Raw genomic sequence first — 25,509 nt, 5'->3', positions numbered from 1 at the left:
ACGAGCACCCGGACAAAACCAACAGAAAGGGGAATGATATGACCGACAAGATCACGAACTGGACCGAAGCAGACGATGCGATGGTCGAAAATGCCATTCGTCGGGGCGCGAGCCGCCGCGAACTTCTCAAGATGCTGTTGGCCGGCGGCGCCGCGGTTGCCGCGGGCAGCGTGGTGCTTGGCCGTGCCACCAATGCCGTCGCGGCCACGCCGGTTTCCGGCGGCAGTTTCAAGGCCGCCGGCTGGTCGTCCTCGACCGCCGACACGCTCGATCCGGCAAAGGCGTCGCTCTCCACCGACTATGTCCGCTGCTGCTCGCTCTATAATCGCCTGACTTTCCTCGACAAAGATGGCGTCACGCAAATGGAGTTGGCCGAAAGCTTCGACAGCAAGGACGCCAAGACCTGGACCGTGAAGCTGCGCAAAGGCGTCACGTTCCACGACGGCAAGGATCTCACCGCCGACGACGTCGTCTTCTCGATGAAGCGCCATCTTGATCCGGCGGTCGGCTCCAAGGTCGCCAAGATCGCCGCGCAGATGACCGGCTTCAAGGCGGTCGACAAGTCGACCGTGGAAATCACCCTGGCCGATCCGAACGCCGATCTTCCGACCATCCTGGCGCTGCACCACTTCATGATCGTGGCGGACGGCACCACCGACTTCTCCAAGGGCAACGGCACGGGCGCCTTCGTGCTCCAAACGTTCGAACCGGGCGTGCGGTCGGTCGTCACCAAGAACAAGAACTATTGGAAGTCGGGCAAGCCTTATCTCGACTCGTTCGAATTCATCGCTATCAGCGAGGATAGCGCCCGCGTGAACGCGCTCTTGTCTGGCGACATCAATTTCGCCGCCTCGATCAATCCGCGCGCAATGAAGCTCATCGGTGGCCAGCAGGGCTTCGAATTGTCGAAGACGACCTCGGGCAACTACACGGACCTCAACATCCGGCTCGACATGGATCCGGGCAGCAAGGCCGATTTCGTGGCCGGCATGAAATATCTCGTCAACCGAGAGCAGATCGTCAAATCGGCGTTGCGCGGCCTCGGCGAAGTCGGCAACGACCAGCCCGTCTCGCCGGCGAACATCTTCCACAATGCCGACCTCAAGCCGAAGGCCTTCGACCCGGACAAGGCCAAGTTCCACTTCCAGAAGTCGGGCCTGCTTGGCCAGTCCATCCCCGTGATCGCCTCCGATGCCGCGACCTCTTCGATCGACATGGCCACGATCGTCCAGGCCGCCGGTGCCGAGATCGGCATGAAGCTCGATGTCCAGCGCGTCCCCTCCGACGGCTACTGGGACAATTACTGGCTCAAGGCACCGATCCATTTCGGCAACATCAATCCGCGCCCGACGCCGGACATCCTGTTCTCGCTCCTCTACGCTTCCAACGCGCCGTGGAACGAAAGCCAGTACAAGTCCGAGAAATTCGATAAGCTGCTCGTCGAGGCGCGCGGCTCGCTCGACCAGGCCAAGCGCAAGGAAATCTACAACCAAATGCAGGTCATGGTCTCCGAGGAGGCCGGCACCATCATTCCGGCCTATATTTCCAACGTGGATGCCCTCTCCAGCAAGGTGAAGGGTTTGGAAGCGAACCCGCTCGGTGGCATGATGGGCTACGCAATGGCGGAATATCTCTGGCTTGAAGCCTGAGAGGCGCCTGCCGGGGACAGGACATTCGGTCCCCGGCACCCTTTTGCGCAACATGGCTTGGCCGAAACGCAACGCAGGAGCGCTTCCATGACGTCTGGGGTTCTCAACCTCGTGCTGAAGCGGCTGGCGATCGCGGCCGTCACGCTTTTGATCGTGCTGTTCGCCGTTTTTTTCGCCACCAGCATGCTGCCCGGCGACACCGCGTCGATCCTGCTCGGCCAGGCGGCGACTCCGGAAGCCGTCGCCGGCCTGCGCGAGGCCATGCATCTCAACGATCCGGCAATCCTGCGCTTCCTGCGCTGGCTTCTCGGCCTGCTCCACGGCGACCTCGGCACCTCCTATGCCAACGACATGCCGGTCGCCGCACTGATCGGCGGACGCTTCGTAAACACCATGAAGCTGGCTGGCATCACCACACTGCTCTCGGTGCCGCTGGCGCTGACGCTCGGCATCACCGCCGCCATGTTGCGCGGTTCTCTCTACGACCGCACCGTCACCATTCTTTCGATCGGCATCATCTCCGTGCCGGAATTCATGGTCGCGACCCTCGCGGTCCTGCTTTTCGCCGTTTACCTCAAATGGCTGCCGGCACTGTCCTCGGTCAACGAGGCGCATTCGCTGACCGACCTCGTGCGCATCTATGCAATGCCGGTGATCACGCTCACCTTCGTCATCTCCGCCCAGATGATCCGCATGACGCGCGCCGCCGTGCTCGAAACGCTCTCCACGCCTTATGTCGAGATGGCGCTTCTCAAAGGCGCCTCACGCAGCCGCATGGTGCTCAAGCACGCGCTTCCGAACGCTCTCGGGCCGATCGTCAATGCCGTCGCGCTCTCGCTGTCCTATCTCGTCGGCGGCGTCATCATCGTGGAGACGATCTTCAATTATCCCGGCATCGCCAAGCTGATGGTTGATGCGGTCGCCACCCGCGACCTGCCGCTGATCCAGAGCTGCGCGATGATCTTCTGCCTTGGCTACCTTCTCCTCATCACGACCGCCGACATCATCGCCGTCATTTCCAACCCGAGGCTCAGATAACGATGGCGCGCGCCACAGCCTCCCGACGGTCCTTCCTGGGCCACAGCTATAATCTCGTGGGCGTCGTGGCCTCGCTGGTCATACTGGCGTGGACGCTCGTCGCGATCTTCGCGCCCTACATCCTTCCCCATCCGATCGGCGAGATCGTCGACGACGACTATTTCGGCCCGATGCGTCAGGGGCTTTGGTTCGGCTCGGACTACCTGGGACGCGATATGCTTTCGCGGGTTCTGATGGGCGCACGCTACACTGTCGGCATATCGCTTGCGGCCGTCTGTATCGCCTGCTTTTCCGGCGTCGTGCTGGGGATGATCGCGGCCGTCACCGGCGGCTGGCTCGACAGCTGCCTCAGCCGCTTCCTGGACGCCATGAACTCGATCCCCAGCAAGCTGTTCGGTCTTGTGGTCGTCGCCGCGGTCGGCTCGTCGATCCCGGCGCTGATCCTGACGCTCGCCGTCATCTATATTCCGGGCGCCTACCGCTTCGCGCGGGCGCTTGCTGTCAACATCAACACCATGGACTTCATGACCGTCGCTCGCGTGCGCGGCGAAAGCACCGCCTATCTCATCGGGTCCGAGATCCTGCCCAACATCATCCGCCCGGTGCTCGCCGACTTTGGGCTGCGCTTCGTCTTCATCGTGCTGCTGCTCTCCGGCCTCTCCTTCCTGGGGCTCGGCCTACAGCCGCCGCTCGCCGACTGGGGCGCGCTGGTGCGCGAGAACATCGGCGGCCTGCCCTTCGCGGCGCCAGCCGTTATCGTGCCTTCGCTGGCCATCGCCAGCCTCACCATCAGCGTCAACCTGCTGATCGACAACCTGCCGCAAAAGATCAGGGACAGGAACGCATGACCAATCTCGTCGAGGTCAGGAACCTGAGGATCGAGGCGACGACGGACGCCGGACGGCTTATCGAAATCATCAGGGGCGTCAGCCTCGACATCGCCGACGGCGAGATCGTCGCCCTTATCGGAGAGAGCGGCTCCGGCAAGACGACGGTAGCGCTCTCGCTCATGGGCTATGCGCGCCCCGGCTGCCGGATCACCGGCGGCGAGATCAATGTAAACGGCAAGAACATGGCAGCGCTCTCCGAAAAGGAACGCGCCAAGTTGCGCGGCACCGATATTGCCTATGTTCCGCAAAGTGCTGCCGCTGCCTTCAACCCCTCGTCGACGATCATGGAGCAGGTGATCGAGGTTACGCGCATCCACAGGCTGATGCCGCCCGAGCAGGCGCGAAAGCGAGCGGTCGAGCTGTTCCGGGCTTTGTCGCTACCGGATCCGGAAGGGATCGGCGCGCGTTATCCGCACCAGGTTTCGGGCGGGCAATTGCAGCGGCTGTCGGCGGCCATGGCGCTCATCGGCGATCCCAAGCTGATGATCTTCGACGAGCCGACGACTGCACTCGACGTGACGACGCAGATCGACGTGCTGAAGGCATTCAAGTCGGTCATGCGGGCGGGCGGGATAGCAGGTGTCTACGTTTCCCACGACCTCGCGGTTGTCGCCCAGATCGCCGACCGCATTGTGGTGCTGAAGGGCGGCGAAGTACAGGAAACCGGCACCACGGCTCAGATTCTTTCGGCCGCCCAGCACCCCTATACGCGTGAACTGCTGGCTGCCTTCGAGCCGAAGCCGAGGCAAGCGCATGCGGACGCGGATGCCGGCGCGAAGCCGTTGCTGCGTATCGACAATGTGACTGCAGGCTATGGCGCGGTGCGGGATGACGGACTGCCACTCATCCGCGCTGTCGATTCCGTCAGCCTGGTCGTCGAGAAGGGGCGCAACCTAGGCGTCATCGGCGAATCCGGCTGCGGAAAATCGACGCTCGCGCGTGTCATCGCCGGCATCCATCCAGCGGCGGCCGGCGACATCGTCTTCGACGGCAAGCAACTGGAGCGCGCCGCCAGGAAACGCAGCCAGGACCAGCTGCGCGAGATGCAAATCGTGTTCCAGTATGCCGACACCGCGCTCAATCCAGCCAAGCCGGTGGAGGACATCATCTCCCGCCCGCTGGCCTTCTATCACCGGCTAGACCGGCAGGCGCGCTCGAAACGCGTAGACGAGTTGCTCGACATGGTGCGCCTGCCGCGGGGCCTGCGCTACAGACATCCGTCGGAGCTCTCGGGCGGCCAGAAGCAGCGGGTGAACTTCGCGCGCGCCTTGGCGGCCGGACCCAAGCTCATCATCTGCGACGAAATCACCTCGGCGCTCGACACGGTGGTGGCGGCCGCCGTGATCGAGCTGCTCAAGGAACTGCAGCGCGAGTTGGGCCTTTCCTACATTTTCATCAGCCACGACCTCTCCGTCGTCGAAGCGATCTGCGACGAAATCATGGTCATGTATAACGGCGAGCGGGTGGAGCAGATCACGCCCGACAAGCTCAAGGCGCCCACCCATCCCTATTCCAAGCTTCTGTTCTCCTCCGTGCCGAAGCTCGATCCGACGTGGCTCGATGGTCTCGTCCGCGACCCCGAGCTGGTCAAGCAGTACGGCCATCGCTGACTATAAGGGAAAGAGGCTGGGCAACGGCATGTGCGCCTTGACGATCGGGGACTTCAGCACCACGAAGCTGGAATACTTGTCGATGCCGATATCCATGTCGGACAGCCGCTCCATGGTCGCCTGGTACTCGCCGATGCCGGCGACCACGAATTTCATCAGATAGTCGTAACGGGCCGAAACGCGGTGGCATTCGACGGCCGCATCAACTTTGTCGATGGCGGCAAGGAAACGCGCGAAGTCGATCTTGCGATGGTTTTTTAGCGTAATTTCAGTGAAGACGGTGAGCGTCCGCCCCAGCTTTGCGATGTCTATCTGCGCCGAATAGCGAACGATAAAGCCTTCAGCCTGCAGCTTCTTTACCCGCATCAAACATGGGCTGGGGGAGAGATTGACCCGTTCGGCCAGTTCCACATTTGTGATCCGGCCGTTCTTCTGGAGTTCGTTCAGAATCTTGATGTCAATCCGATCGAGTTTCATGGGCTGCCTAAGAGCAAGGTTTTGGGAGCCGCCATCCGGGCTAGTGTGTTGTCCATGCTGTGGTGGTTTCCCGATGCTGCATTCCAGCTCCCGGCGAAGTGTCTAAAGAGGCGAGCCCTGTAAGGCATAGATCTCCGATCTGGCTTGAGAACCTGAAGTTTCTTGAGCCGATGTATTTCTAGACGAGGTGACGCGCTTCCTGTTCGGGGCAAACCTGCATGTCACAACGGGCTTTCGCTCGGTCTACAACTGCGAGCAGATGCGGTAGGCCTCATAGATCGACGAGTAGATGTCCCTGCTGGCAACTGCGTCTCCAATGCGGTGCAAGACGAACGATCCGGCAGCTTGGAAACCATTGTCCCCCCTCGTTTCCGTTCCCGTCATAAGTGCTATGTCGGTGACGCCGTTGTTGGCGGAGCGGACACGCAATTCCTGGTAGGTATCCTCCATGGGCACCGTGCCGCGCTCGACAATCAGTTGTGCTGCCGTCATTTCCGTTTCCGCACCGGTGAGCTCGTGTCGGAACGTGGCGGCGATGCCGTTGCCTTGGCGCCCTGCCTTGACCAGGCGCACGTCGCTGACGACGCGGATGCCGCGTTCCGCGGCGCGTTTGCGAAAACTCACTCGGTCCGGATAGGGCGTCTCGATCGCCAAGGTATCGTCCGCTATGGCCAGGCTGACCACGCGCCCCAAGCGAGCAAGATGCAGGGCGCAGGAAATTGCGGCCTGGCGTCCGGTCTCGTCGTAGATGAGCACATCGTCCTTCGCCGGCACGAGCCCGGTCAAGACATCCCAGACGCTGTCGCAATGTTCAGCGCCCTCCAGCCATTCCATGTCCGGAATGCCGCCGGTTGCGATGATGACAGCGTCCGGTTTCTCGGCAAGGACGATTTCTGCGTCCGCATAGGTGTTGAGATGGACTTCCACGCCCAGGCGAGCGAGTTCGCCGGTACGCCAGTCGACAATGCCGATGAGATCCTTGCGATCGAAGGCGGAGGCTGCGACGAGCACCTGTCCGCCAAGTCGCGCCCCGGCTTCGAGCAGGCTCACCGTGTGTCCGCGCTCGGCGGCAACCCTTGCCGCTTCCATTCCACCCGGACCACCGCCGACCACGACCACCCGTTTCTGCGTTTCGGCCCGCTCGATGGTGTGGCTGATGATCGTTTCATGACCGCTGGCCGGGTTGTGAATGCACTGCACCTTCTTGTAGAGGCAGTAGGATGCACCGACGCACGGGCGGATGCGTTCTTCTTCTCCGCGCATCACCTTGTTTACGATATGGGGGTCGGCAATATGCGCCCGCGTCATGCCGACCAGATCGACGAGGTTTTCGCGGATCGCATGCCGGGCCGTGGCTACATCCCGGATGGCTGCGGCGTGGATGATAGGCAGGCTGGTCTCACGCTTGAACTGTCCAACCAGCGGCAGAAACGGCGCGCTCTGACTGAACATTCCGGGCATGTTCTGCTCGGCCAGGGACAGGTCGGTGTCCATGCTGCCAAAGATACAATTGAAGAAATCGATATGGCCTTCGCGCTCGAACAGCCTGGCGAGAGCGAGGCATTCCTCGAAGTCCGACCCGCCGTCGACCGCCTCGTCGATCACGAACCGGATGCCGACAGCAAAGTCGTCGCCCACGGCCCGACGGATCGCCTCATGGACCATCAAGCCGAAGCGCGCGCGGTTTTCGAGTGAGCCGCCGAAGGCATCCGTGCGTCTGTTTGTTCTGCGCGACAAGAATTGACCGATCAGATGACCGCCGGTGACCGTCTCGATGCCGTCCAGACCGCCGTCACGGCAGCGCTTGGCGGCACTAGCGTAATCCTTGACGATCCTGTCGATGTCCGCGCGGTCCATCTCCTTTGGAAAATTCCGGTTTCGCGTCTCGCGAACACGCGACGGCGCCACCGGCGGCAGCCAGTTTCCAGCATAGGCGGTGGCGCGCCGGCCAAGATGTGAGACCTGGCACATGACCACCGCGCCGTGGCGATGAATTCGCCGCGACAGCGACTGCAGATGCGGGACGATGCGATCGCTGGAAAGGTCCAACTGACCGCCGCCCCAGCTCGAATCAGGCGAAGTCATTGCGGAGCCGCCTGCCATCGTCATCGCCAGGCCGCCGCGCGCCTTCTCCTCATGGTAGAGCTGATAGCGCTCGAGCGGCAGGCCACCATCGTCCAGCATGGAGGCATGACTGGTGCTGACGACGCGGTTGCGCAGCGTCAGACCCTTGAGCCGAAACGGCTGAAGCAGAGGATCGCTGGATGTGCTGCCTGCTTGAGATGCTGTCTTCACGTCCTGCTCCGCCCCATTCATAATGGTTATAGTTCGCCATTTACAGGACTGCGGAAAGCTTGAAAATTATTGGGGTGGCTATACGCTGGGCGTATGGCTGGTTTCGCAAAACTCGTTCCTTCCGCGCGTGGACTGCTTGTTTTCGAGGCTGCTGTCCGGTCGGGGAGTTTCACGGCCGCAGCGCGCGAGTTCAACGTCACGCAACCATCCGTCAGCCGTAGCATCGCCCAGCTCGAGGCCGATTTTGGCGTGGCTCTTTTCACGCGGCGGCCAACAGGATTGGTCCCGACCCAGGAAGGGCGCGCCCTCTATTCGGCTGTGCGTGAGGGATTTGACGGCATCGAGGAGGCGATCCGCAGAATAAAGCAGATCAGCGCCGCAAAGCCGGTGGTAACCCTTTCGCTTTCGAGTTCCCTCGCAACACATTGGTTCGTTCCCCGGTTGGGAACGTTCAGCACGAGATTTCCTGATGTGGACCTCAGGTTCGAACTGATTGCGGGCGTTCTGCGGGGACCCGCCGAGAATGTCGACCTTGCCACGAGAATCCTCGCCGATGACGACACCCTCTATCACCACTGGGCATTCTCGCCGGAAATCATCGTTCCGGTGTGCAGCCCATCCTATCTGTCGGCCCACGGTCGGCTAATGCATGCCGCAACCGGGGAAGGTCATGTCCTGCTTCATCTGAGCGACGCGAAGGAGCAGTGGCTGGACGCCTGGGGCAGCGTAGGTGACCGCAGGACCAGCAAGGCGAAGTGGCTCGAATTCTCGGACTATGCGGTCGTGCTTCAGGCCGCGATGAATGGAGAAGGCGTGGCGCTCGGCTGGCTCAGCAACGTTTCAAGGGCATTGCTTCAGGGAACGCTTGTTCCGGCCTCGGACAGGCACATCAGCACGGGCCGGATCCATCAACTGATCGCACCGCGCTCACGGCCCGTACGACCTGTCGTCTCCGACATCCGCGCGTGGATGATCGGCGAGATGCAAGCCGAATTGGAAGCACTGCACCCGATCTTGCGGCCGAACATCTTGTAGCGGGCTACGGGCGACAAATGCAGCGCGGGCGCGGCAATCGCTGACTACCTCGGAAACAGGCTGGGCAGCGGCATGTGAGCCTTGACGATGGGAGACTTCAGCACCACGAAGCTGAAATATTTGTCGATGCCGATATCCATGTCGGTCAGCCGCTCCATGATCGTCTGGTACTCACCGATGCCGGCGGCGACGAATTTCATCAGATAATCGTAGCCGCCCGACACGAGGTGGCACTCTATGACCTGGTCGATCTTGTCCACGACGGCGAGAAAGCGGGCGAAGTCCACTTGGCGGTGGTTCTTCAAGGTGATTTCGGTGAAGACCGTCAACGTCTGGCCGAGCTTGCCGATATTGATCTGCGCGGAATAGCCCTCGATGTAGCCTTCCGACTGCAGTTTCTTGACCCGCATCAAGCACGGGCTCGGTGACAGATGCACCAGATCAGCCAGTTCCACATTGGTGATGCGGCCGTTCTTCTGCAATTCGTGAAGAATTTTGATGTCGATCCGATCCAGTTTCACGGTCGTCTCCGCACAACGCATACCACAGCACAAAATGCTGCCTTGTCAGGAACCATTGACACTACCACAGCCCGTTGGCCTGTCCATCAGGTGGATACCGCTTTGAAACGCAGCGGCTCCCGATTTCGACCGAGCTGCCGGAATAAAATTCTGCTTCGGCGTCAACTGCGGCAGCGGCTGCCTGCGCAACACGCTAGATTGTAGCTTCAAAGGTAGAGGGACCATGCGCGCGCCGCTGCAGCAAATCGAGACATCCGGAGAACTGCCGCAATCCGCCGACGCGGTGGTGATCGGCGGCGGCATCGTAGGCATCTTCGCGGCCTATTACCTGGCACGGGGCGGCCTGAAGGTCGCGCTCGTCGAAAAGGGACGCGTCGGTGCCGAGCAGTCCTCGAGGAACTGGGGATGGTGCCGCCAGCAGAACCGCGACGCCCGCGAGTTGCCGATGGCAACCCGAAGCCTCGATCTGTGGGACAGCTTCGCGACGGAAACCGGCGAAGACACCGGCTTTCGCCGCTGCGGCCTGCTTTATCTAAGCAATGACGAGATGGAACTGGCCGGCTGGGCGCGCTGGCGCGACTTCGCCAGAACGGCCGGCGTCACCACGCACATGCTTGCCAGCGCCGAGGCCAGCGAGCGGGGTGGTGCCACGGGCCGGACATGGAAAGGCGGCGTCTTCTCGCCGACCGACGGCACCGCCGATCCGTCGCGGGCAGCACCGTCGGTCGCCCGGGCCATCCTCAAGCTCGGGGGCACCGTGCACCAGAATTGCGCGGCGCGCGGTATCGAGACCGAGGGCGGACGCCTGAGCGGCGTGGTCACGGAAAGCGGAACGATCCGGACGAAGGCGGCGGTGCTGGCCGGCGGCGCCTGGGCGTCCTCCTTTTGCCATCAGTTCGGTTTCCGTTTTCCGCAAGCGTCGGTCCGCTCCTCCATCCTGTCCGTGTCGCCCGGCGCCAAGGGCCTGCCGGATGCCCTGCACACGGCAAGGATCTCGGCCACGCGCCGCAGCGACGGCGGCTATACGCTCGCCATAAGCGGACGCGGACGCGTGGACGTGACGCCGCAACAGTTGCGCTTCTCCTCGCAGTTCCTGCCCATGTTCCTGAAGCGGTGGCGAAGTCTCGCGCCGGGCGGCCTGCAGGGCATGCGCTCTGGCCACGAGGCACTCCAGCGCTGGCGTCTCGACCGGCCAACGCCTATGGAGCGGATGCGCGTCCTCGATCCGGTTCCGGATCGCGCGACCATCCGCCTGACCCACGCGCGGGCGCTCGAGCTACTGCCGGCACTGAGCCAAACAAAGATCAGCGCAGCATGGGCCGGCTACATCGACAGCACGCCGGACGGCGTGCCTGCAATCGGCGAGATCGATAACGTTCCGGGTTTCTTCCTGGCTGCCGGGTTCTCGGGGCATGGCTTCGGCATCGGACCCGGCGCCGGGCACCTCGTCGCCGACCTGATGACTGGCTCTAAACCAATCGTCGATCCGAAATCCTATGATCCTCGGCGCTTCGACGCTTCGGCCTGGGGGAAGGTTGCCGACTTCTAATCCAAAGCTAAACATCAGCCCGGGGCGAAGATCGGCTGTGAAACCGCGTCAGCCGTGCCACAGAAAAGCGCCGATAGGCGCCGGCCGGACCGGCGCCTGGCCGCGAAACCGGCCGACAGCGCCGGGCGCGCAGCCGGCTTGCGCCGCGACGAGCTCAACGGCAGCCAACTGACAATAGCGCCCCTGGCAGCGCCCCATGCCGACGCGCGACAGCGACTTCACCCTGTTGGCCTCGCTGCCGCCGAAATCCACACTCTGGCGTATCTCGCCGGCACTCACATTCTCGCAGCGGCAGACGACGGCTTCGTCAGGAAGTGCCTGCACCATCGCCGCCGGCCAGGGAAAGGCGCGAGCCAGACCGCCGGCAAAGCGTTCGAGCCGCGCGAGCTTGCGCAGATCGGCACAGTGGGAAGGTGCCAGCAATCCGAGATCGGCAAGGCATGCCGCCGCCGCCAGGCGCCCGGCGATCTCCGCGCCGTCCGCTCCCAGAAAACGAACCCCATCGCCCGCAAGATAGACGCCGTTGCCGGCACGACCCATCTCGTCGGTCTTTGGCAGCCATTGCCGCCACTCCTCGTCAAACGTGAAGGCGCATCCCACAAGGTCGGCCAGATGGGTTTCCGCGCGCAGGTGCCACCCCATGCCTATCATGTCACATGGGGTGAGGCGGTCCCGGCCACCAGCTTCGCGCCAGCGCATCGCTGTGACACCCTGCCCGTCGGCCTCGATCCGTTCGAACGTCACGCCCGCATGGTAGCGGCCGCCGAGCCTCGCTCGCAGGGCCAGACCGCGCAGCGCGACAATTGGACGGGCGGCAAGCTGCCAGACCCCCCGCATCTGCTGGGTCCAGGAAGAAGTGTCCAGCACTGCTGCCACATCCGCTCCAGCCTTGACGAGCTGGGCGCCGACCAGCGTCAGCAGAGGCCCCGACCCCATCAGGACGATCCGCCTCCCGAGGGCCACGCCTTGCGCCTTGAGCGCGATCTGCGCCGCGCCAAGGCTGTAGACGCCAGCATTCTGCCAGCCGGGGACCGGCGCGACGCGGTCGGACGCACCGGTGGCAAGGATCAGGCGGTCGTAGCTGGTCACCTGCACGCCGCTCTCCCCCAGCACGTGCAGCCGTCCCTCATGCACAGCAACGACCGAGCTCGCTGCGCAATGGGTGAGCCGCCCCCCTTTGGCCAGCCGGTCGAAAAGCGCATGCAGTGCGCCCGCCTTCGCCGCTTCAGACCCGTAGAGCTGCTTCGCGGTGCGGGTGAACCCGACAGGCGGACGGCGATAGATTTGCCCGCCAGCGCGATGCCCTTCGTCGATCACCACTGGGTGGAGCCCGGCCTCGACCAGCGTAGCTGCCGCCCTTATGCCCGCGGGACCAGCGCCCACGATCACGACCCGCGGCGATAAGGTCTCGCTCACGGCCAGCTCTCGGATGGCGTCGTGCGCAACCGCATGCCTTCGGTGACAAGTGTCGAGCACGCCCGCAGGCGCGGCCCCTCGTCTTGCCACACCCAGCAATCCTGGCAGGCTCCCATCAGGCAGAAACCTGCACGCCATTCGGGCCCGAATTCGGACTTCCGCAACGCGTGCCCTGACGTCAGCATGGCCGTCAGCACAGTGTCGCCCGCAAGCGCTCCAAACATCTGCCCGTCGAGAAAGAAATGCACCCCTGCCCGGCCGAACTCGGCCAGCCGGACGATGCCGCCGGCCGTGATCATTCCGCGGCCTCCCGTACCGGGCCTGAACGCGGCAATTCGGGGAACCGTTCGCAGACCGCATCGAAAGCCGCCTGGACGCCTTCCGGCCCCGAGCGCCCCTTCATCCGACGGAAGATCTCCGTCTTGGCGAAGAACCGCCAGTGGATCGGCAAGTCCTTTAGTATGGCGGTGAGCCGGTCATAGGTGGTCGGCGTCCACTGCGCTTCGTAGCCTTCACGCTCGAGACCGAAATGGAAATGGCTGGCGGCTGGCCTCTGCCGCTCGCGCAGCCTTTCCGTCGCCTGTTCGTCAACCTCACCGCCGCGGATGACGACGCCGTAGTCGCGTTCGGCGGCAGTCGGCGAGACATATCCGCGCCGCACGTCCTGCACGACCCGCCAGGGTTCGCGCTCATACGGATCGCCGCGCCCACCGCCTCCGGCGGAGCGGAGATCGAGCACGTCGCCGGGCTGCAGAACCGCGGTGTCGATGTTGCCCAGTCGCCGCTCATGCCCGGTTCCCGGATTGACGACCATATCCGACAGGCCGGCCGCCTTGCCGCCCAGCACGCCCCAGGGCCGGAAGAAGCTGCGGTCGCGGTTGCGCGCCGTGATCCTGGAATCAGGGGCGAAGACGCGGAAGGCCATCTCGGTCGCCAAGCCGCCGCGCCAACGCCCCGCACCACCGCTGTCTCTGGCGAGCCCGTATTTCACGAATTCGACCGGGGTCTCGGTCTCGGTGATCTCGATTGGCGTGTTCTTGAGGTAGGCTGCATCAGCGCCCGATCCGTTCGTTCCGTCGCGATGCGGCATCGCCCCGCCACCCCCCACCACGGGGTTCACCGCCGCGATGACGGTCCGGCTGGTGCGCTCGTCCGTGGTCATGACGTTGACGATGCAGTTGTTGCCGGCCGGAGCAGCAGGCAGGCGCTCCGGCACCGCCTGCGAGAAGGCGCCGAAGATGACCGACCGCAGCCGGGCGCAGGTAAGCGAGCGCATGCCCACGGCAGCGGGGTGCACCGGATTCAGCACGGAGCCTCGCGGTGTGATGCAGGTGAAGGGCCGGGTGAGGCCCGTGTTGAGCAGGATCTTCGGGTTGAGCGTATAGAGCACGTAATAGACACCCACTAGCAGCATGGTGTGTCGCGGGTCGCCGCCGGACGGCACGTTGAGCGAGGAGCCAAGCTGCGGATCGGAACCGGTGAAGTCGAGCACCGCCTTGTCCCCCTTGATCGTTAGCGTCAGCTTCAGCCGGCAGGGATTGGCCTCGACCGAATCCTCGTCGGCATAGTCCGCGAATTCCCACGTGCCGTCGGGCATGGAGCGCAGCACGTCGCGCGCCTGCGCCTCGGCATGGTCGAGAAGGGCGGCAACGCCTTCGATGAAGCCGGCTTTCCCGAACTTCCGCACCATCGCCTGGATCTTGCGCTCGCCGGTGTTGAGCGCGCCGACCAGCGCCTTGATGTCGCCGATGTTGAGATCTGGCTTGCGCACATTGGTGCTCATGATACGCAGGATCATCTCGTCGAAGACGCCCTCCCTTACCAGCTTCATGGGAGGAAAGCGGATGCCTTCCTGATGGATTTCGGTCAGCGCCCGGCTGAGCGAAGCCGGCACCGCCCCGCCTATGTCGGTGTTGTGGATATGCCCTCCGGTCCAGGCGACGATCTCACCCTCGACGAAGACCGGCTTCCACAGATGCGTGTCAGGCGCATGCGTGGCGACGTAGCCGGAATAGGGATCGTTGGTAAAAGCGACGTCGCCCGGCCGGTAGTCGTCCACCATCGCGATCGCGCGGTGATACGAAAGCCCCGGATACCAGGTGGCGCCAAGTTCCATCGGGACGGCGAAGGTTGCCCCCGAACGATCCATCAGCATCACCGTGAAGTCCTGCGTCTCCTTGACGAAGGCGGAGTGCGCGGTGCGGTGCAGCGTGTGCGCCATGTTCTCGGCCGCCGCGCGGGCGTGGTTTGCCAGAACCTGCAGGTTTGTCCGGTCAAACATGGTGTCACTCCGGGAAGGTCAGCAGAAGGTTGAGGTGGCGGTCGACCCGTGCCTGCGTTCCGGCGGGAATGGCAAAGGTTGTGTCTTCCTGCACCACCACAGCGGGCCCGTGGAACGTGCTGCCGGGTACGAGCGTCTGCCGGTCGTGCAGATCGACGGTCTCGATGCTCAGGCCAGTATAGACCGGCAGCCGGCGCGCCGGGCTGGCGGGGACATCGATCTCATCGGTCTCCGGGAAGGAGAGCGTCGGACCCGCGCCGACGGCGGACAGCCTGATATTCACAAGCTCGATTTCGCCGTCCGGATCGTGGAAATCGTAGAGCCGCTCATGGGTGCGGTGGAAGGCCTGCTCGATGGCTGCGGTGTTGCCGTCCGCCAGCCATTCCGGCGACAACACGACCTCGATTTCATAGCTCTGCCCGATGTAGCGCATGTCGCAGGACAGATTGAGTTGCGCGGCCGCGTCGTGCCCCTGCGCTGCAAGCCAATCGCGGCCCTCTTGCGCGAGGGTCTCGAAGGCCTCGCGGATTGTTGGTAGCGATGTGCCCGACAGCGGGCTGAAGATGGTGCGGATGAAATCTCCGCGCAGATCCGCCACCAGTCCACCCAGCGCCGACACCACGCCGGGGCGGCGGGGCGCCATGACGCGCTTCATGCCGAGTTCGCGGGCAAGAAAGGCGCCGAGCATGGGGCCGCCGCCGCCAAAGGGCATCAGCGTGAAATCACGCAGGTCGACGCCGGCGCGCGAGGCAAGCTTCTCGACCTCGACGAACATCTCCGACACCGCGATGTCGAGGATCGCCTGTGCGGTCTGCTCGACCGGGCGGCCGAGCCGGGCGGCAAGATCGCCGATCGCGCGATGCGCCAGTCCGGCATCGATGCTGAGCTGGCCATAGGCCATCTCGCTGTGGCCGAGCCATCCGCACACCACCATGGCGTCGGTCACCGTCGCCCGCTCGCCGCCACGGCCGTAGCATGCCGGTCCTGGCGTGGAACCGGCCGACTCCGGCCCGACGCGCAGCACCCCCTGCGCGTCGACACTGGCGATAGAGCCGCCACCGACGCCGATCGAGCTCACCGAGACAGAGGGGATGTGAAGCGGAAATTCGCCGATCAGCTCGCCGGTCCCGAACTGCGCCTCGCCGCCGATGATGAGCGCGAAGTCGGCCGAGGTGCCGCCGATGTCGAGAGTAAGGACCTTGTCTTCGCCTGCCTGACGCGCCAGCCATGAGGCGCCGATGACGCCGGAAGCCGTTCCCGACAGCAGCATGTTCACGCAGGCGTGCTTGCCTTCAGCAGCGTTCATCAGCCCGCCGTTCGACTTCGTCAGCATGGGGCGGGCTGGCGCGCCGAGACCCTTCAGCCGCTCTTCCAGCGCCGTCAGATAGGCCGAGACGCGCGGATGGACATAGCCATTGAGAATGGCGGTCGAGCTGCGTTCGTATTCGCGGATGACCGGCCACACCTCGGCCGAGCAAAAGACGAAGAGGTCCGGTGCAAGGCGCGCGACCGCCGCTTTCACCGAGGCTTCCTGCGCGGCATTGCGCCATGAATGGAGGAAGGACACGATGACCCCTAACGCCCCGTTTGCCTTCGCCACTGCCACCGCCCTCTCCACCGCCGTCAGGTCCGGCGCCTGGGATTCGCTTCCATCGGCACGCATGCGAACCGGAATGCCGAAGACCATGTCGCGCGAGATCAGCGGGTCCGGCCGAGAGCAGAACAGCGAATACATGTCCGGCATTCGCAGCCGCGCGAGTTCGATCACGTCCTCGAAGCCGGCATTGGTGAACAGCGCGAGAGACGCGCCCTTGCGCTGGATGATGGTGTTGATGCCGACGGTCGTGCCGTGCACGAAGCGCGTCATATGGGTCGGATCAAAGCCTTCGCGCTCGGCCAGAAGAGTGAGACCCGTCATCAGCTCGGCGCCCGGATCCTCCGGCGTCGTCAGCACTTTCAGCGAGGCGACACGACCAGAACGGGCTTCCAGCGCGCAGAAATCGATGAATGTCCCGCCGATATCGACGCCGACCTTCCAGTCGGCTCCGTTCTGCGCTTCGTTCGCCGCGATGGCACCATCCATGATGCGTCCCTTCCTGTCTGCGGCCTGAAGCTGGCATAACTGGATGGTTCGGGTCCAAGATGGATGACGGGCAAGGATATAAGTCTGGCTTATGCTCTTGCGGAATTTTCACCCAGGACAGTTGAACAGGCTGCGCGAATTTCATCGCGCATCATCTCATCGGCACGTGAAAGCCCTCGTGCGCGCGAGGTGAGCAGCGCGATCGGAAATTCCGGCCCCGCCGCGAGCGGCCTGATGGCAAGCCCGGCAAACTGGCGCCACGGGAGCAGCGCGTCGACGAGCGCGATACCCAGACCGGCCTGCACGAAGCCGACGGCGGAGATCGATACGTCGATCTCGAGCGAAGGCGAAAGCGTGACGCCCTGTGCGCGCGCCGCATGGGCCAGTTCGTCGGCGGGACGGGTATTTCCGCGATAGGATATCAATTCTTCGCCGGCGAGATCGGCGAGCGTCAACTCGGTTTTCTCGGCTAACGCATGCCCAGTGGGCAGCAGGCATGAGAAGCCTACGCTGCCGATCACTTCCGCCTCGATATCGGGAGGCAGACGGTCGTCCATGGCCACGCCGACGCTGGCATCCCCCGCGCGCAGCATGTCGACGATCGCGGCGATCGGCGCGCTATGGGAACGCAGCAAAATATTAGGATGCTGCGCCCGGAATTTCGTGAATGCGCGCGGCAATATCGCCATGGCCGGCGGCGGCGACGCTGCAACCCGCACCAGCCCGGCGCGCCCCAGTCGCAGATCCGTGGTCTTGCGGCGCAAGCCTTCAAGCCCCGCCGACAACCTCTCGGCATCAGGAAAGATCTCGAGCGCCTCCGGGGTCGGTCGCAACCGGCCTTTCACCCGCTCGAACAGGGTGAAGCCGAGTTCATCCTCGGCGTGGAGCAGGATCTGGCTCAAGGCAGGCTGGGAGATGTTCAGCATCCGCGCCGCCGCGGTCACGGTGCCCGCACGCATGACGGCGATGAACACTTCGAGCTGTCGCGCCCGCATTGCAACTCCATAGGTAAAACTTATGGCTCTTATCCAAACCCATCTTTGACGCAATACCGCGGTGCGGACAAGATTGGCGTTCAGGGATCATCGGCTCCGCAAAAAGGATGACTATGGATGTGATCGTGCTGGGCGGCGGACTGATGGGGACGGCTTGCGCATATTTCCTTGCAAGGCGCGGCGCGCGCGTGACGTTGATCGAGCGCAACCGGATCGGCACTGGAGCAACGGTTGCCTCCTTCGGCAACATCCGGCGCACGGGGCGTCATCTGTCCCAGCTTCCGCTGGCCCATCGCTCGCTCAGGCTGTGGGGCGAGGCCGAAAAAATGCTTGGCCGCGACGTGGAATTCCGCGTCACCGGCCATATCCGGCTGATCTTCGATGAAGATAGCCTCGCCGACATGCGGGCCTATGCCGAGGCGGCGCTGCCCTGGGGGCTTGAACTGGAGGAGCTCGGCCTGCGCGAGATTCGCGCCCGTTTTCCTGGTCTCGGTCCTGATGCTATTTCGGCGTCGTTCTCGCCGCACGATGGCAGTGGCAATCCGCGGCTGATCGCTCCGGCCTTTGCCGAGGCTGCCCGCAGGCTGGGCGCCGAAATCGTCGAGGAGACTGAGGTCGAGACGATCCGGCACACGGGCTCCGGCTTCCTTGTCGCCAGTTCAAAAGGTGCATTCGCTGCCGAGTGTCTGCTCAACACCGCCGGCGCCTGGGGTGCGCGCATCGCCGCGCAGTTCGGCGAAGCGGTTCCGCTCGACGCCCGCGGCCCGCAGATGGGCGTGACCGAGCCGCTGCCGCATCGGATCGTGCCGGTGGTCGGCATCTGGACGCGCAATAAGGACCATGGCGCCTATCTGCGTCAGGTCGAGCGAGGCAACATCGTCTTCGGCGGAGCGGCCGAAAGAGTAGCAGTGGACCTCGATCCAGGCCGCGCGGCCGCCGACCCCATGCGCCTGCCGACGCAGTTGCGCGCCGTAGCGCGACTGCTGCCGGCGATCGCGCAGGCTACGGTGATCCGCACTTGGTCCGGCTGCGAGGGCTATGTGCGGGACATGCTGCCGGTTATGGGGCGCTCGGCGACGACGCCAGGCCTGTTCCACGCCTTCGGCTTCAGCGGACATGGTTTCCAGCTTGGCCCAGGCGTGGGCGATGCCATGGCCGAACTTATCATGACCGACCGTTGCGAAACGCCGCTCGACGATTTCAGGGTCGATCGCTTCGGCCGCGCCGCCTGAAGGTGCAAAGGGCGACATCCACGCAACGACGGCCCTTTGGCTGCGAAAACGCGGAATAGTCCGTCTAGCCGGCGCCTTCGAGTATGAATATCTCAAGCGCGCGCTGCCTCTAGGCACAACGATTCCTCGATGGTTTGGCCACCGACAGCCACGGTGCACGGCCAAAGTCAGAACCCGCCTAATTGCACGTCGTTGCCGCCGATACATCACGCATCGCTGAAGGGTCTTTCGAAGCCGCAGTCAGGTCGGTTGAGGCCCGACGGGCCAGAGCGGAGCAGCTTACTGCAACGCGCAGTTTGCAACTCAACGTGAGAGAAGTAGAGAGATCTTGGCACGAGGTGCGAAAAAACAACGCAAATACAGCTGATTGGTTACGACGTAGGCACTCTCGCAGATATGGTACTGGTCGTCCGGGGATTCCTGTACACGGTCCCGTGGGATGATGAAATTATGCGGCAAGTAAATGTAGCCACCATCGATCCTTAACCGCACCGAAGCGCGAGGTATAGCGCGGCAATCAGAACCGCCGCAACACTTGAATTTTGTTTGCGGGTCAATCTTGCCTTCGTACCAATCGTGGGCGCTAGCGGCCGTCGCCGCAGCGATGCACATTGCCGTGAAGATGAATCTCCGCATGGCATTCCTCAAGTGTCTGGCAGGCGCTGCTCCTTCGGGCGTCTATGTATATCAGCGTTCCATTAAAAATAGCATTGGCCTCGACTAACCAACGCAGCTCCAGCAAGCGATGCTCGCGGATGGCTCAATCAATGGTCATGGTGGGCGTGGAGGTTACCGCAGCGTTCGTATGTGAATGCCCGGCCACGGCCGCTCGCGCTCTACTATTTCTGTGCCGATGACCAAGACCGCCGTAAGGTGCTGAGCCAGACAACCTCAGGCAACGTCACCATCAATGGGACGATCATGCACCTCGCCCAGGATGACCTGCCTTTCGGCGGTGTCGGTCCCAGCGGCATGGGCGCTTACCATGGCATCGAAGGCTTCCGCACTCTCAGCCATGCCAAGGGGATCTATGAGCAGGGCCGCTGGAACCTCGCCAATCTCCTGCACGCCCCCTTCGATGCCATCCTCAGCATGATGCTGCGGTGACCGGAATGTCGTCCTCACATGTAACCCAGGAGCATCAGCACATGACCACCACCAACACATCGTTGCCACTGCGCGGCTCATGCGAGTGTGGCGCCTGCTCGTTCGAGGTGCATACCTCGCCGAACAGCAGGTTCCACTGCCACTGCCTGATCTGCCAAGCGTTCAACAGCAAACCGTTCGCGGATGTGGTCGCTGTTCAAGGATGTCGTGCTGAAAAACGCCGGCAACATCTCGTTCAAGAAGTACCGTCCGCCACCGAACTTCAATCGTGGGGTCTGTCGGACTTGCGGCAAGCCAGTCGTGGAGGTTGCAGGCTTCGGGCCCTTCAAGGTGATGTTCATCCCGGCAAGCAATTTTGAGCCGGAGGGCCAACTGCCACCCGTTCGGATGGACATATTCTATCACCGTCGGGTGCAGGACATGCACGATCGCCTGCCCAAGCACAGCGGCTACTTCCCGAGCCAATTGGCGATCGGGAGGATGATCATGAGCGGCTTGTGAATTAGCGCGTCCGGTCCAAGCCGGAGCAAGGTGCCCACAGCGAGCACCCGTCGTTGAGCGCTGCCCACGTGGGCAGCGCTCAGCCGGTCTCCTGCCTCATCGAGGTCTTGGTAGAAATATTTTGTTTCGTTCGGCGAGCCGAAATTCGAGCCGATCGACGGCACGTCGGTGACCTATGCCGTCAACACCAACGAAACCGTCATCCAGGTGGGCGGGAAATATTTCGTGCTCAAGCATGGCGTCTGGTTCGTTGGTGATAGTCCCACAGGACCGTTCAGCGTCGCCAAGGTGGTGGCGGACGAGATCTACAAGATCCCGCCCTCCTCGCCCGTCTACAACGCTACATATGTGCGGGTCTACCGGACCGAAGACGATGCCGTTTGGTTCGGCTATACGCTCGGCTATCTCGGCGCCTATCTAGCCTGGGATGCGGTGGTCTATGGCACGGGATGGTATTACCCGGCCTACTGGGACTATGGCTGGCACGGCGGCTATTGGCCGTATTATGCGCGCCCGGTCACCTATGGCGTGGGCGCCTTCTACAATCCTGCGCGCGGGGCGTTCGGCCGCTATGGCTACGCCTACGGCCCCTATCGCGGCATCATCGGCGGCGCCAGCTACAACCCGCGAACGGGCACCTATGCGCGCGGTGCGGCAATCGCCGGCCCGGCCGGTGAACGAGGCTTCATCGCGGCCTACAATCCGCGCACCGACACCGGGGCGTTCGCCCGTGGCGGCACCAATGTATACGGCTCCTGGGGAACCGCGGGCGTGAAGCACGGTTCGGACTGGGCGCGCAAGCAATAATAGGGAGTCTCGGCCCGCTCCTGCAGAGGCGATATTCGCCATTCCATCCAGTTTCGGGCTCAGGTAATCAGAAAGCCTATCTGACAGGCATTCCACAGGATACCTTCGAATTGGTGATAGCTGGCGCCACTTTCAGCCACGAGGCGCTGTCACGCGGCGGCTCGGATTGCCCGACCTTTGGAGTGATTATAAGCTTTGGACGACATCGTCGAACGTCGTATAGCGGACGACGATCAGCCTGAAGGCACGATCAAGAAGTGCGTCATCCTTGGACCCCTTGGGTAATACAAATTGAAAATTGCGCCATCATGTTTCAAAACAGGTCGGTAGACCGATGATGGTTTCGAAGCCGGCGGGTCGCTCACGGTCCTCCATGCGAGAATTCTAAGAGACGTTCAACAATGACACAGCACGTACAAAACGCTCGAATTCTCATGTACAGCCACGACACGTTCGGGCTCGGCCACTTGCAGCGCTGCCGGACGATCGCGCATTCGCTGGTCGAGGATTTTCGCGGACTTCAGGTGCTTATCATCTCGGGTGCGCCTATCGCTGGCGCCTTTGACTACCGCGCCCGTGTCGACTTCGTGAAGATCCCCAGCGTCATCAAGTTGCGCAACGGCGAATACACCTCGCTGGAAAAGGATATCGATCTGCATGAGACACTAAGGATGCGCCAGTCGATCATCCGCCACACAGCCGAAACCTTCAGGCCGGATATCTTCATCGTCGACAAGGAGCCGCTCGGCCTGCGCGGTGAGATCGAGGACACGCTGTCCTACCTCAAGACGCGGGGCACCACGCTCGTGCTTGGCCTGCGCGAGGTGATGGACGCGCCGCATCTGCTCGAAGCAGAGTGGGCACGCAGGGATGTGATGCGCAAGATAGGCCTGTTCTACGACAAGGTCTGGGCCTATGGTCCGCCGGATTTCTACGATCCGTTGACCGGCCTGGATGTGCCGCCGGCTGTCAGGGCAAAGATGAAGTTTGTCGGTTTCCTGCAACGGAGCCTGCAGAAGAACGAGTTGCCCGGCCACCGGCCCGAGGGCGACTATATCCTCGTTACCACCGGTGGCGGTGGTGACGGCGCCGAACTGATCCACGACGTCATCGATGCCTATCAGCAGGATCCGCAGTTGCAGCATAGGGCGCTGATCGTGCTTGGGCCTTACATGCCAGCGCGCAAGCGCAACAAGCTGCTCAAGAAGGGGTCCAAGATCCCCTATATCAAGATCATCGAGTTCGACAACCGCATGGAAGAGCTGATTGCCGGCGCCAGGGCGGTTGTGGCGATGGGCGGTTACAACACCTATTGCGAGATACTGTCTTTCGACAAGCCGGCGCTGATCGTGCCGCGCGTCGAGCCCCGCGAGGAACAACTGATCCGCGCACGGCGCGCAGCCGAACTCGGCCTCATCGAGATGCTTTTGCCGGAAGAAGCCAAGGATCCCCAGCGGTTTGCCGATGCACTGGTGGCGCTGCCGGACCGGCCCCGCCCATCACAGAGCAATCCGCATCTGACGCTGGAAGGGCTGCCTCATATTTCCGAAATCGTCGCGGAACTGCTCGACCGGCGGGCCGGCCATCACCTTTCGGTCATTGAGGGAATGAACTGAGTTGCAACATCGCAAGATCGTCGTGGTTCTGAAGGGCTATCCGCGGCTGTCGGAAACCTTCATCGCGCAGGAACTGCTCGGTCTGGAGCGTGCGGGGTTCGATCTGATACTCTTCGCGCTCAGGCGGCCGACCGACGCAAAACGCCACCCCGTGCATGACGAGATCAAAGCGCCCGTCCATTATCTGCCGGAATATCTGCATGAAGAGCCGCTGCGCGTGGTTCGCTCGCTGTTTGCTTATCTGCTGCGGCCGGGCTTCTGGCGCGCGCTCGGATCGCTGGCGGCCGATATCCCCCGCGACTTTACGCGCAATCGCGTGCGCCGCTTCGGGCAAGCGCTCGTGCTGGCGGCCGAATGGCCGGAAGATGCGGGCTGGCTGCATGCACATTTCGCGCACACGCCGGCATCGGTGACGCGCTATGCCAGCCAGCTTCGTGGCCTGCCCTGGAGCTGCTCGGCCCATGCCAAGGACATCTGGACTTCGGCGGACTGGGATCTGGCTGGCAAGCTTGCCTCGGCGCGCTGGACGGTCACTTGCACGAAAACCGGCTTCGACCGTCTGAAAAAACTCGCTAACGGCAACTCGTCTGTGCATCTGAGCTATCATGGGCTCGACCTTGATCGCTTCGGCATTTCCGGCGAGGCACGAAAACAGCATGACGGCTCGGCGCCGGACGAACCGGTTATCGTTCTGAGTGTCGGGCGCGCCGTTGCAAAGAAAGGTTACGATACCTTGCTGGAGGCCCTTGCCCTGTTGCCCGGTGATTTGGCGTGGCGTTTCGAGCATATTGGCGGCGGCGAGGAACTGGAACGGCTCAAGGCGCTGGCGCAAAAGCTCGGACTGGATGGTCGCGTCTCTTGGAAAGGCGCGCTTGCGCAGGAGGAGGTGCTCGAGCACTACCGCTGTGCCGACATCTTCGCCCTGGCCTGCAGGATCACCGCAAATGGCGACCGGGACGGTCTTCCGAATGTTCTGGTGGAGGCGGCCAGCCAGCGGCTTGCCTGCGTGTCGACCGATATTTCCGGCGTGCCGGAGCTTTTATCGCCGGATGAAACCGGGCTGCTGGTTCCGACGGAAAACCCAATTGCCCTGGCACAGGCGCTGGAGCGCCTGATCCGTGATCCCGTGCTGCGTGCCCGCCTCGGCGACGCCGCAGAGGCGCGCGTGCGCGGCAATTTCGATCATATGGCAAGCATTGGACAGCTCAAGGAACTGTTCGAACGGGAGTGGCGGGCCGCCGAATGAAGCGGCTGCGCGCTTTCTTCTATGTCCAGCACCTGCTCGGCATCGGCCATCTCGCGCGCTCCAGCCGCGTCGCGGCGGCTCTGGTCGATGACGGGTTTGACGTAACCGTCGTCACTGGCGGAGCGCCGGTCGCGGGGTTTCCGGGATTGGGGGCAATATCTGTAACCCTGCCACCTGTCACCTCCGGTGATGAAGGATTTTCCGGACTTGTCGACCTGCAGGGCAAGCCCATCGACGATGATTTCAAGAAACGGCGTTCAGAGATGCTGCTGCTGGCATTCCGGGATTGCAGGCCTGATATCGTCATTGTCGAGGCGTTTCCATTTGGACGCCGGCAGATGCGTTTCGAACTCTTGCCGCTGATCGAGGCCATCGACGCGGCGTCGCCCAGACCGCTGCTGGTGACGTCCGTCCGTGATATCCTTCAGGAGCGCGTCAAGCCGGGCCGAAACGAGGAAACGGTCGATCTCGTCAACAGGCATTTTGACCTTGTCATGGTCCATGGCGATCCGGCTTTCGCAACCATCGACAAGACATTTCCACTGGCGGGAGCGATCAGGGCCGAGGTTGCGTACACGGGGCTCGTTGCCGCGCCACCAGCGCCCGCGGCCTCCGAGCGTTTCGACGTTGTGGTGTCGGTTGGCGGCGGGGCCGCCGGAAAGAGCCTTGTCCGATCCACCATCGCAGCAGCGCGGAATGCCGACAACGCCTGGAAATGGTGTCTGATCACCGGCCCAAACCTGCCGAAGGACGAGTTTGACGCGATTTCACGCGATGCCACGCCGGGCCTGTCCATCTTCCGGTTTCGCGAGGATTTCGCCAGCTTGCTGACCGGCGCCCGCCTGTCGGTCTCGCAGGCGGGTTACAACACGGTCTGCGATGTCCTGCGCGCGCGCTGTCGCTCGCTGCTCGTTCCCTTTGCAGCCGGCGGGGAAACGGAACAGACGGTTCGCGCCCTGATGCTCGAAGAGCTCGGTCTTGCAACGGTGCTGATGGAAAAAGACCTGACGCCTGAAGGTCTGGCGCAAGCGATCGAACAGGCGCTTGCGGGACCGACGCCAGCCGCGCATCGTCTCGATCTGGAAGGCGCCCGTCGCTCGGCGCAAATCCTGCGCGAGCGGCATCGAACCTGGTCCTCGAAATCCTAGCGCAGGTCGCATC

Annotated in this window: 21 protein-coding genes and 1 pseudogene; 14 read left to right on the top strand and 8 right to left on the bottom strand. The window is 63.0% G+C overall.

Annotation, left to right across the window (positions count from 1 at the left end; all coding sequences use genetic code 11):
- Positions 1–38: 38 nt before the first annotated feature.
- From ACFOJ9_RS06750 to ACFOJ9_RS06735, 4 genes are all read left to right on the top strand, one after another.
- A complete protein-coding gene (locus ACFOJ9_RS06750) occupies positions 39–1,649 on the top strand; it encodes an ABC transporter substrate-binding protein (RefSeq protein ID WP_378977861.1) in 1,611 nt (536 codons plus the stop codon).
- Between the two features lie 87 nt (positions 1,650–1,736).
- Entirely contained in the window at positions 1,737–2,687 is a 951-nt protein-coding gene (locus ACFOJ9_RS06745; protein ID WP_378977859.1) for an ABC transporter permease, read from the top strand.
- A gap of 2 nt (positions 2,688–2,689) precedes the next feature.
- Entirely contained in the window at positions 2,690–3,535 is an 846-nt protein-coding gene (locus ACFOJ9_RS06740) for an ABC transporter permease (RefSeq protein WP_378977857.1), read from the top strand.
- On the top strand, positions 3,532–5,187 hold the full coding sequence (locus ACFOJ9_RS06735; protein ID WP_378977855.1) for an ABC transporter ATP-binding protein: 1,656 nt from the start codon (positions 3,532–3,534) through the stop codon (positions 5,185–5,187). Before ACFOJ9_RS06740 ends, ACFOJ9_RS06735 begins: the two co-directional genes overlap by 4 nt.
- Here the strand turns inward: ACFOJ9_RS06735 and ACFOJ9_RS06730 are convergent, their stop codons facing one another.
- Together ACFOJ9_RS06730 and ACFOJ9_RS06725 are read right to left on the bottom strand one after the other, a co-directional pair.
- Positions 5,188–5,664 (bottom strand): Lrp/AsnC family transcriptional regulator, encoded by a 477-nt coding sequence (locus ACFOJ9_RS06730; protein WP_378977853.1) that lies wholly within the window; start codon positions 5,662–5,664, stop codon positions 5,188–5,190.
- Between the two features lie 243 nt (positions 5,665–5,907).
- The gene (locus ACFOJ9_RS06725) at positions 5,908–7,980 is read right to left on the bottom strand and encodes an oxidoreductase (protein WP_378977851.1); all 2,073 of its coding nucleotides are present in this window, start codon (positions 7,978–7,980) and stop codon (positions 5,908–5,910) included.
- Between the two features lie 72 nt (positions 7,981–8,052).
- On the opposite strand from ACFOJ9_RS06725, the gene ACFOJ9_RS06720 reads away from it, so the two are divergent.
- A complete protein-coding gene (locus ACFOJ9_RS06720) occupies positions 8,053–8,994 on the top strand; it encodes a LysR substrate-binding domain-containing protein (RefSeq protein ID WP_378977849.1) in 942 nt (313 codons plus the stop codon).
- A gap of 44 nt (positions 8,995–9,038) precedes the next feature.
- Here ACFOJ9_RS06720 and ACFOJ9_RS06715 read toward each other — a convergent pair whose 3' ends face one another.
- Positions 9,039–9,515, bottom strand: a complete 477-nt coding sequence (locus tag ACFOJ9_RS06715; RefSeq protein ID WP_378977847.1) for an Lrp/AsnC family transcriptional regulator — start codon at positions 9,513–9,515, stop codon at positions 9,039–9,041.
- A gap of 223 nt (positions 9,516–9,738) precedes the next feature.
- Between ACFOJ9_RS06715 and ACFOJ9_RS06710 the strand changes: the two genes are divergently transcribed.
- A complete protein-coding gene (locus tag ACFOJ9_RS06710) occupies positions 9,739–11,064 on the top strand; it encodes an NAD(P)/FAD-dependent oxidoreductase (protein ID WP_378977845.1) in 1,326 nt (441 codons plus the stop codon).
- A 48-nt stretch (positions 11,065–11,112) separates the two neighbouring features.
- Here the strand turns inward: ACFOJ9_RS06710 and ACFOJ9_RS06705 are convergent, their stop codons facing one another.
- The 5 genes from ACFOJ9_RS06705 to ACFOJ9_RS06685 form a co-directional block, all read right to left on the bottom strand.
- Positions 11,113–12,480: an FAD/NAD(P)-dependent oxidoreductase gene (locus ACFOJ9_RS06705; protein ID WP_378977843.1), complete on the bottom strand. Its 1,368-nt coding sequence runs from the start codon at positions 12,478–12,480 to the stop codon at positions 11,113–11,115.
- Positions 12,477–12,779 carry a (2Fe-2S)-binding protein gene (locus tag ACFOJ9_RS06700; protein ID WP_378977841.1) on the bottom strand — a complete coding sequence of 101 codons (303 nt, stop codon included), beginning with the start codon at positions 12,777–12,779 and terminating at the stop codon, positions 12,477–12,479. The genes ACFOJ9_RS06705 and ACFOJ9_RS06700 overlap by 4 nt, the downstream gene beginning before the upstream one ends.
- Complete coding sequence (locus ACFOJ9_RS06695; RefSeq protein ID WP_378977839.1) at positions 12,776–14,761, bottom strand: hydantoinase B/oxoprolinase family protein; 1,986 nt, start codon at positions 14,759–14,761, stop codon at positions 12,776–12,778. Before ACFOJ9_RS06695 ends, ACFOJ9_RS06700 begins: the two co-directional genes overlap by 4 nt.
- Positions 14,762–14,765: 4 nt before the next feature.
- Positions 14,766–16,844 carry a hydantoinase/oxoprolinase family protein gene (locus ACFOJ9_RS06690; protein ID WP_378977837.1) on the bottom strand — a complete coding sequence of 693 codons (2,079 nt, stop codon included), beginning with the start codon at positions 16,842–16,844 and terminating at the stop codon, positions 14,766–14,768.
- Between the two features lie 89 nt (positions 16,845–16,933).
- Entirely contained in the window at positions 16,934–17,839 is a 906-nt protein-coding gene (locus ACFOJ9_RS06685; protein ID WP_378977836.1) for a LysR substrate-binding domain-containing protein, read from the bottom strand.
- A 113-nt stretch (positions 17,840–17,952) separates the two neighbouring features.
- On the opposite strand from ACFOJ9_RS06685, the gene ACFOJ9_RS06680 reads away from it, so the two are divergent.
- From ACFOJ9_RS06680 to ACFOJ9_RS06650, 8 genes and pseudogenes are all read left to right on the top strand, one after another.
- Positions 17,953–19,071 (top strand): NAD(P)/FAD-dependent oxidoreductase, encoded by a 1,119-nt coding sequence (locus tag ACFOJ9_RS06680; protein ID WP_378987620.1) that lies wholly within the window; start codon positions 17,953–17,955, stop codon positions 19,069–19,071.
- A gap of 807 nt (positions 19,072–19,878) precedes the next feature.
- Positions 19,879–20,178, top strand: coding sequence for an aldehyde dehydrogenase family protein (locus tag ACFOJ9_RS06675; RefSeq protein ID WP_378977834.1), 300 nt, complete (start codon positions 19,879–19,881; stop codon positions 20,176–20,178).
- Positions 20,179–20,183: 5 nt separating this feature from the next.
- Positions 20,184–20,318 (top strand): annotated as a pseudogene (locus ACFOJ9_RS38835) (hypothetical protein); the annotation flags it as partial.
- Between the two features lie 43 nt (positions 20,319–20,361).
- Positions 20,362–20,679 (top strand): hypothetical protein, encoded by a 318-nt coding sequence (locus ACFOJ9_RS06670; RefSeq protein ID WP_378977832.1) that lies wholly within the window; start codon positions 20,362–20,364, stop codon positions 20,677–20,679.
- Between the two features lie 168 nt (positions 20,680–20,847).
- Entirely contained in the window at positions 20,848–21,486 is a 639-nt protein-coding gene (locus ACFOJ9_RS06665) for a hypothetical protein (RefSeq protein WP_378977830.1), read from the top strand.
- 401 nt (positions 21,487–21,887) lie between these two features.
- Positions 21,888–23,102: a glycosyltransferase family protein gene (locus tag ACFOJ9_RS06660; protein WP_378977828.1), complete on the top strand. Its 1,215-nt coding sequence runs from the start codon at positions 21,888–21,890 to the stop codon at positions 23,100–23,102.
- 1 nt (position 23,103) lies between these two features.
- Entirely contained in the window at positions 23,104–24,348 is a 1,245-nt protein-coding gene (locus tag ACFOJ9_RS06655) for a glycosyltransferase (protein ID WP_378977826.1), read from the top strand.
- A complete protein-coding gene (locus ACFOJ9_RS06650) occupies positions 24,345–25,496 on the top strand; it encodes a glycosyltransferase family protein (RefSeq protein WP_378977824.1) in 1,152 nt (383 codons plus the stop codon). Before ACFOJ9_RS06655 ends, ACFOJ9_RS06650 begins: the two co-directional genes overlap by 4 nt.
- Positions 25,497–25,509 lie beyond the last annotated feature (13 nt).

This window comes from Mesorhizobium cantuariense, assembly GCF_042647205.1.
In the GTDB taxonomy this organism is placed as follows: Bacteria; Pseudomonadota; Alphaproteobacteria; order Rhizobiales; family Rhizobiaceae; genus Mesorhizobium; species Mesorhizobium cantuariense.
The sequence above is the reverse complement of the archived record's forward strand: the minus strand, read 5'-3'. Positions and strand labels throughout refer to the sequence as shown.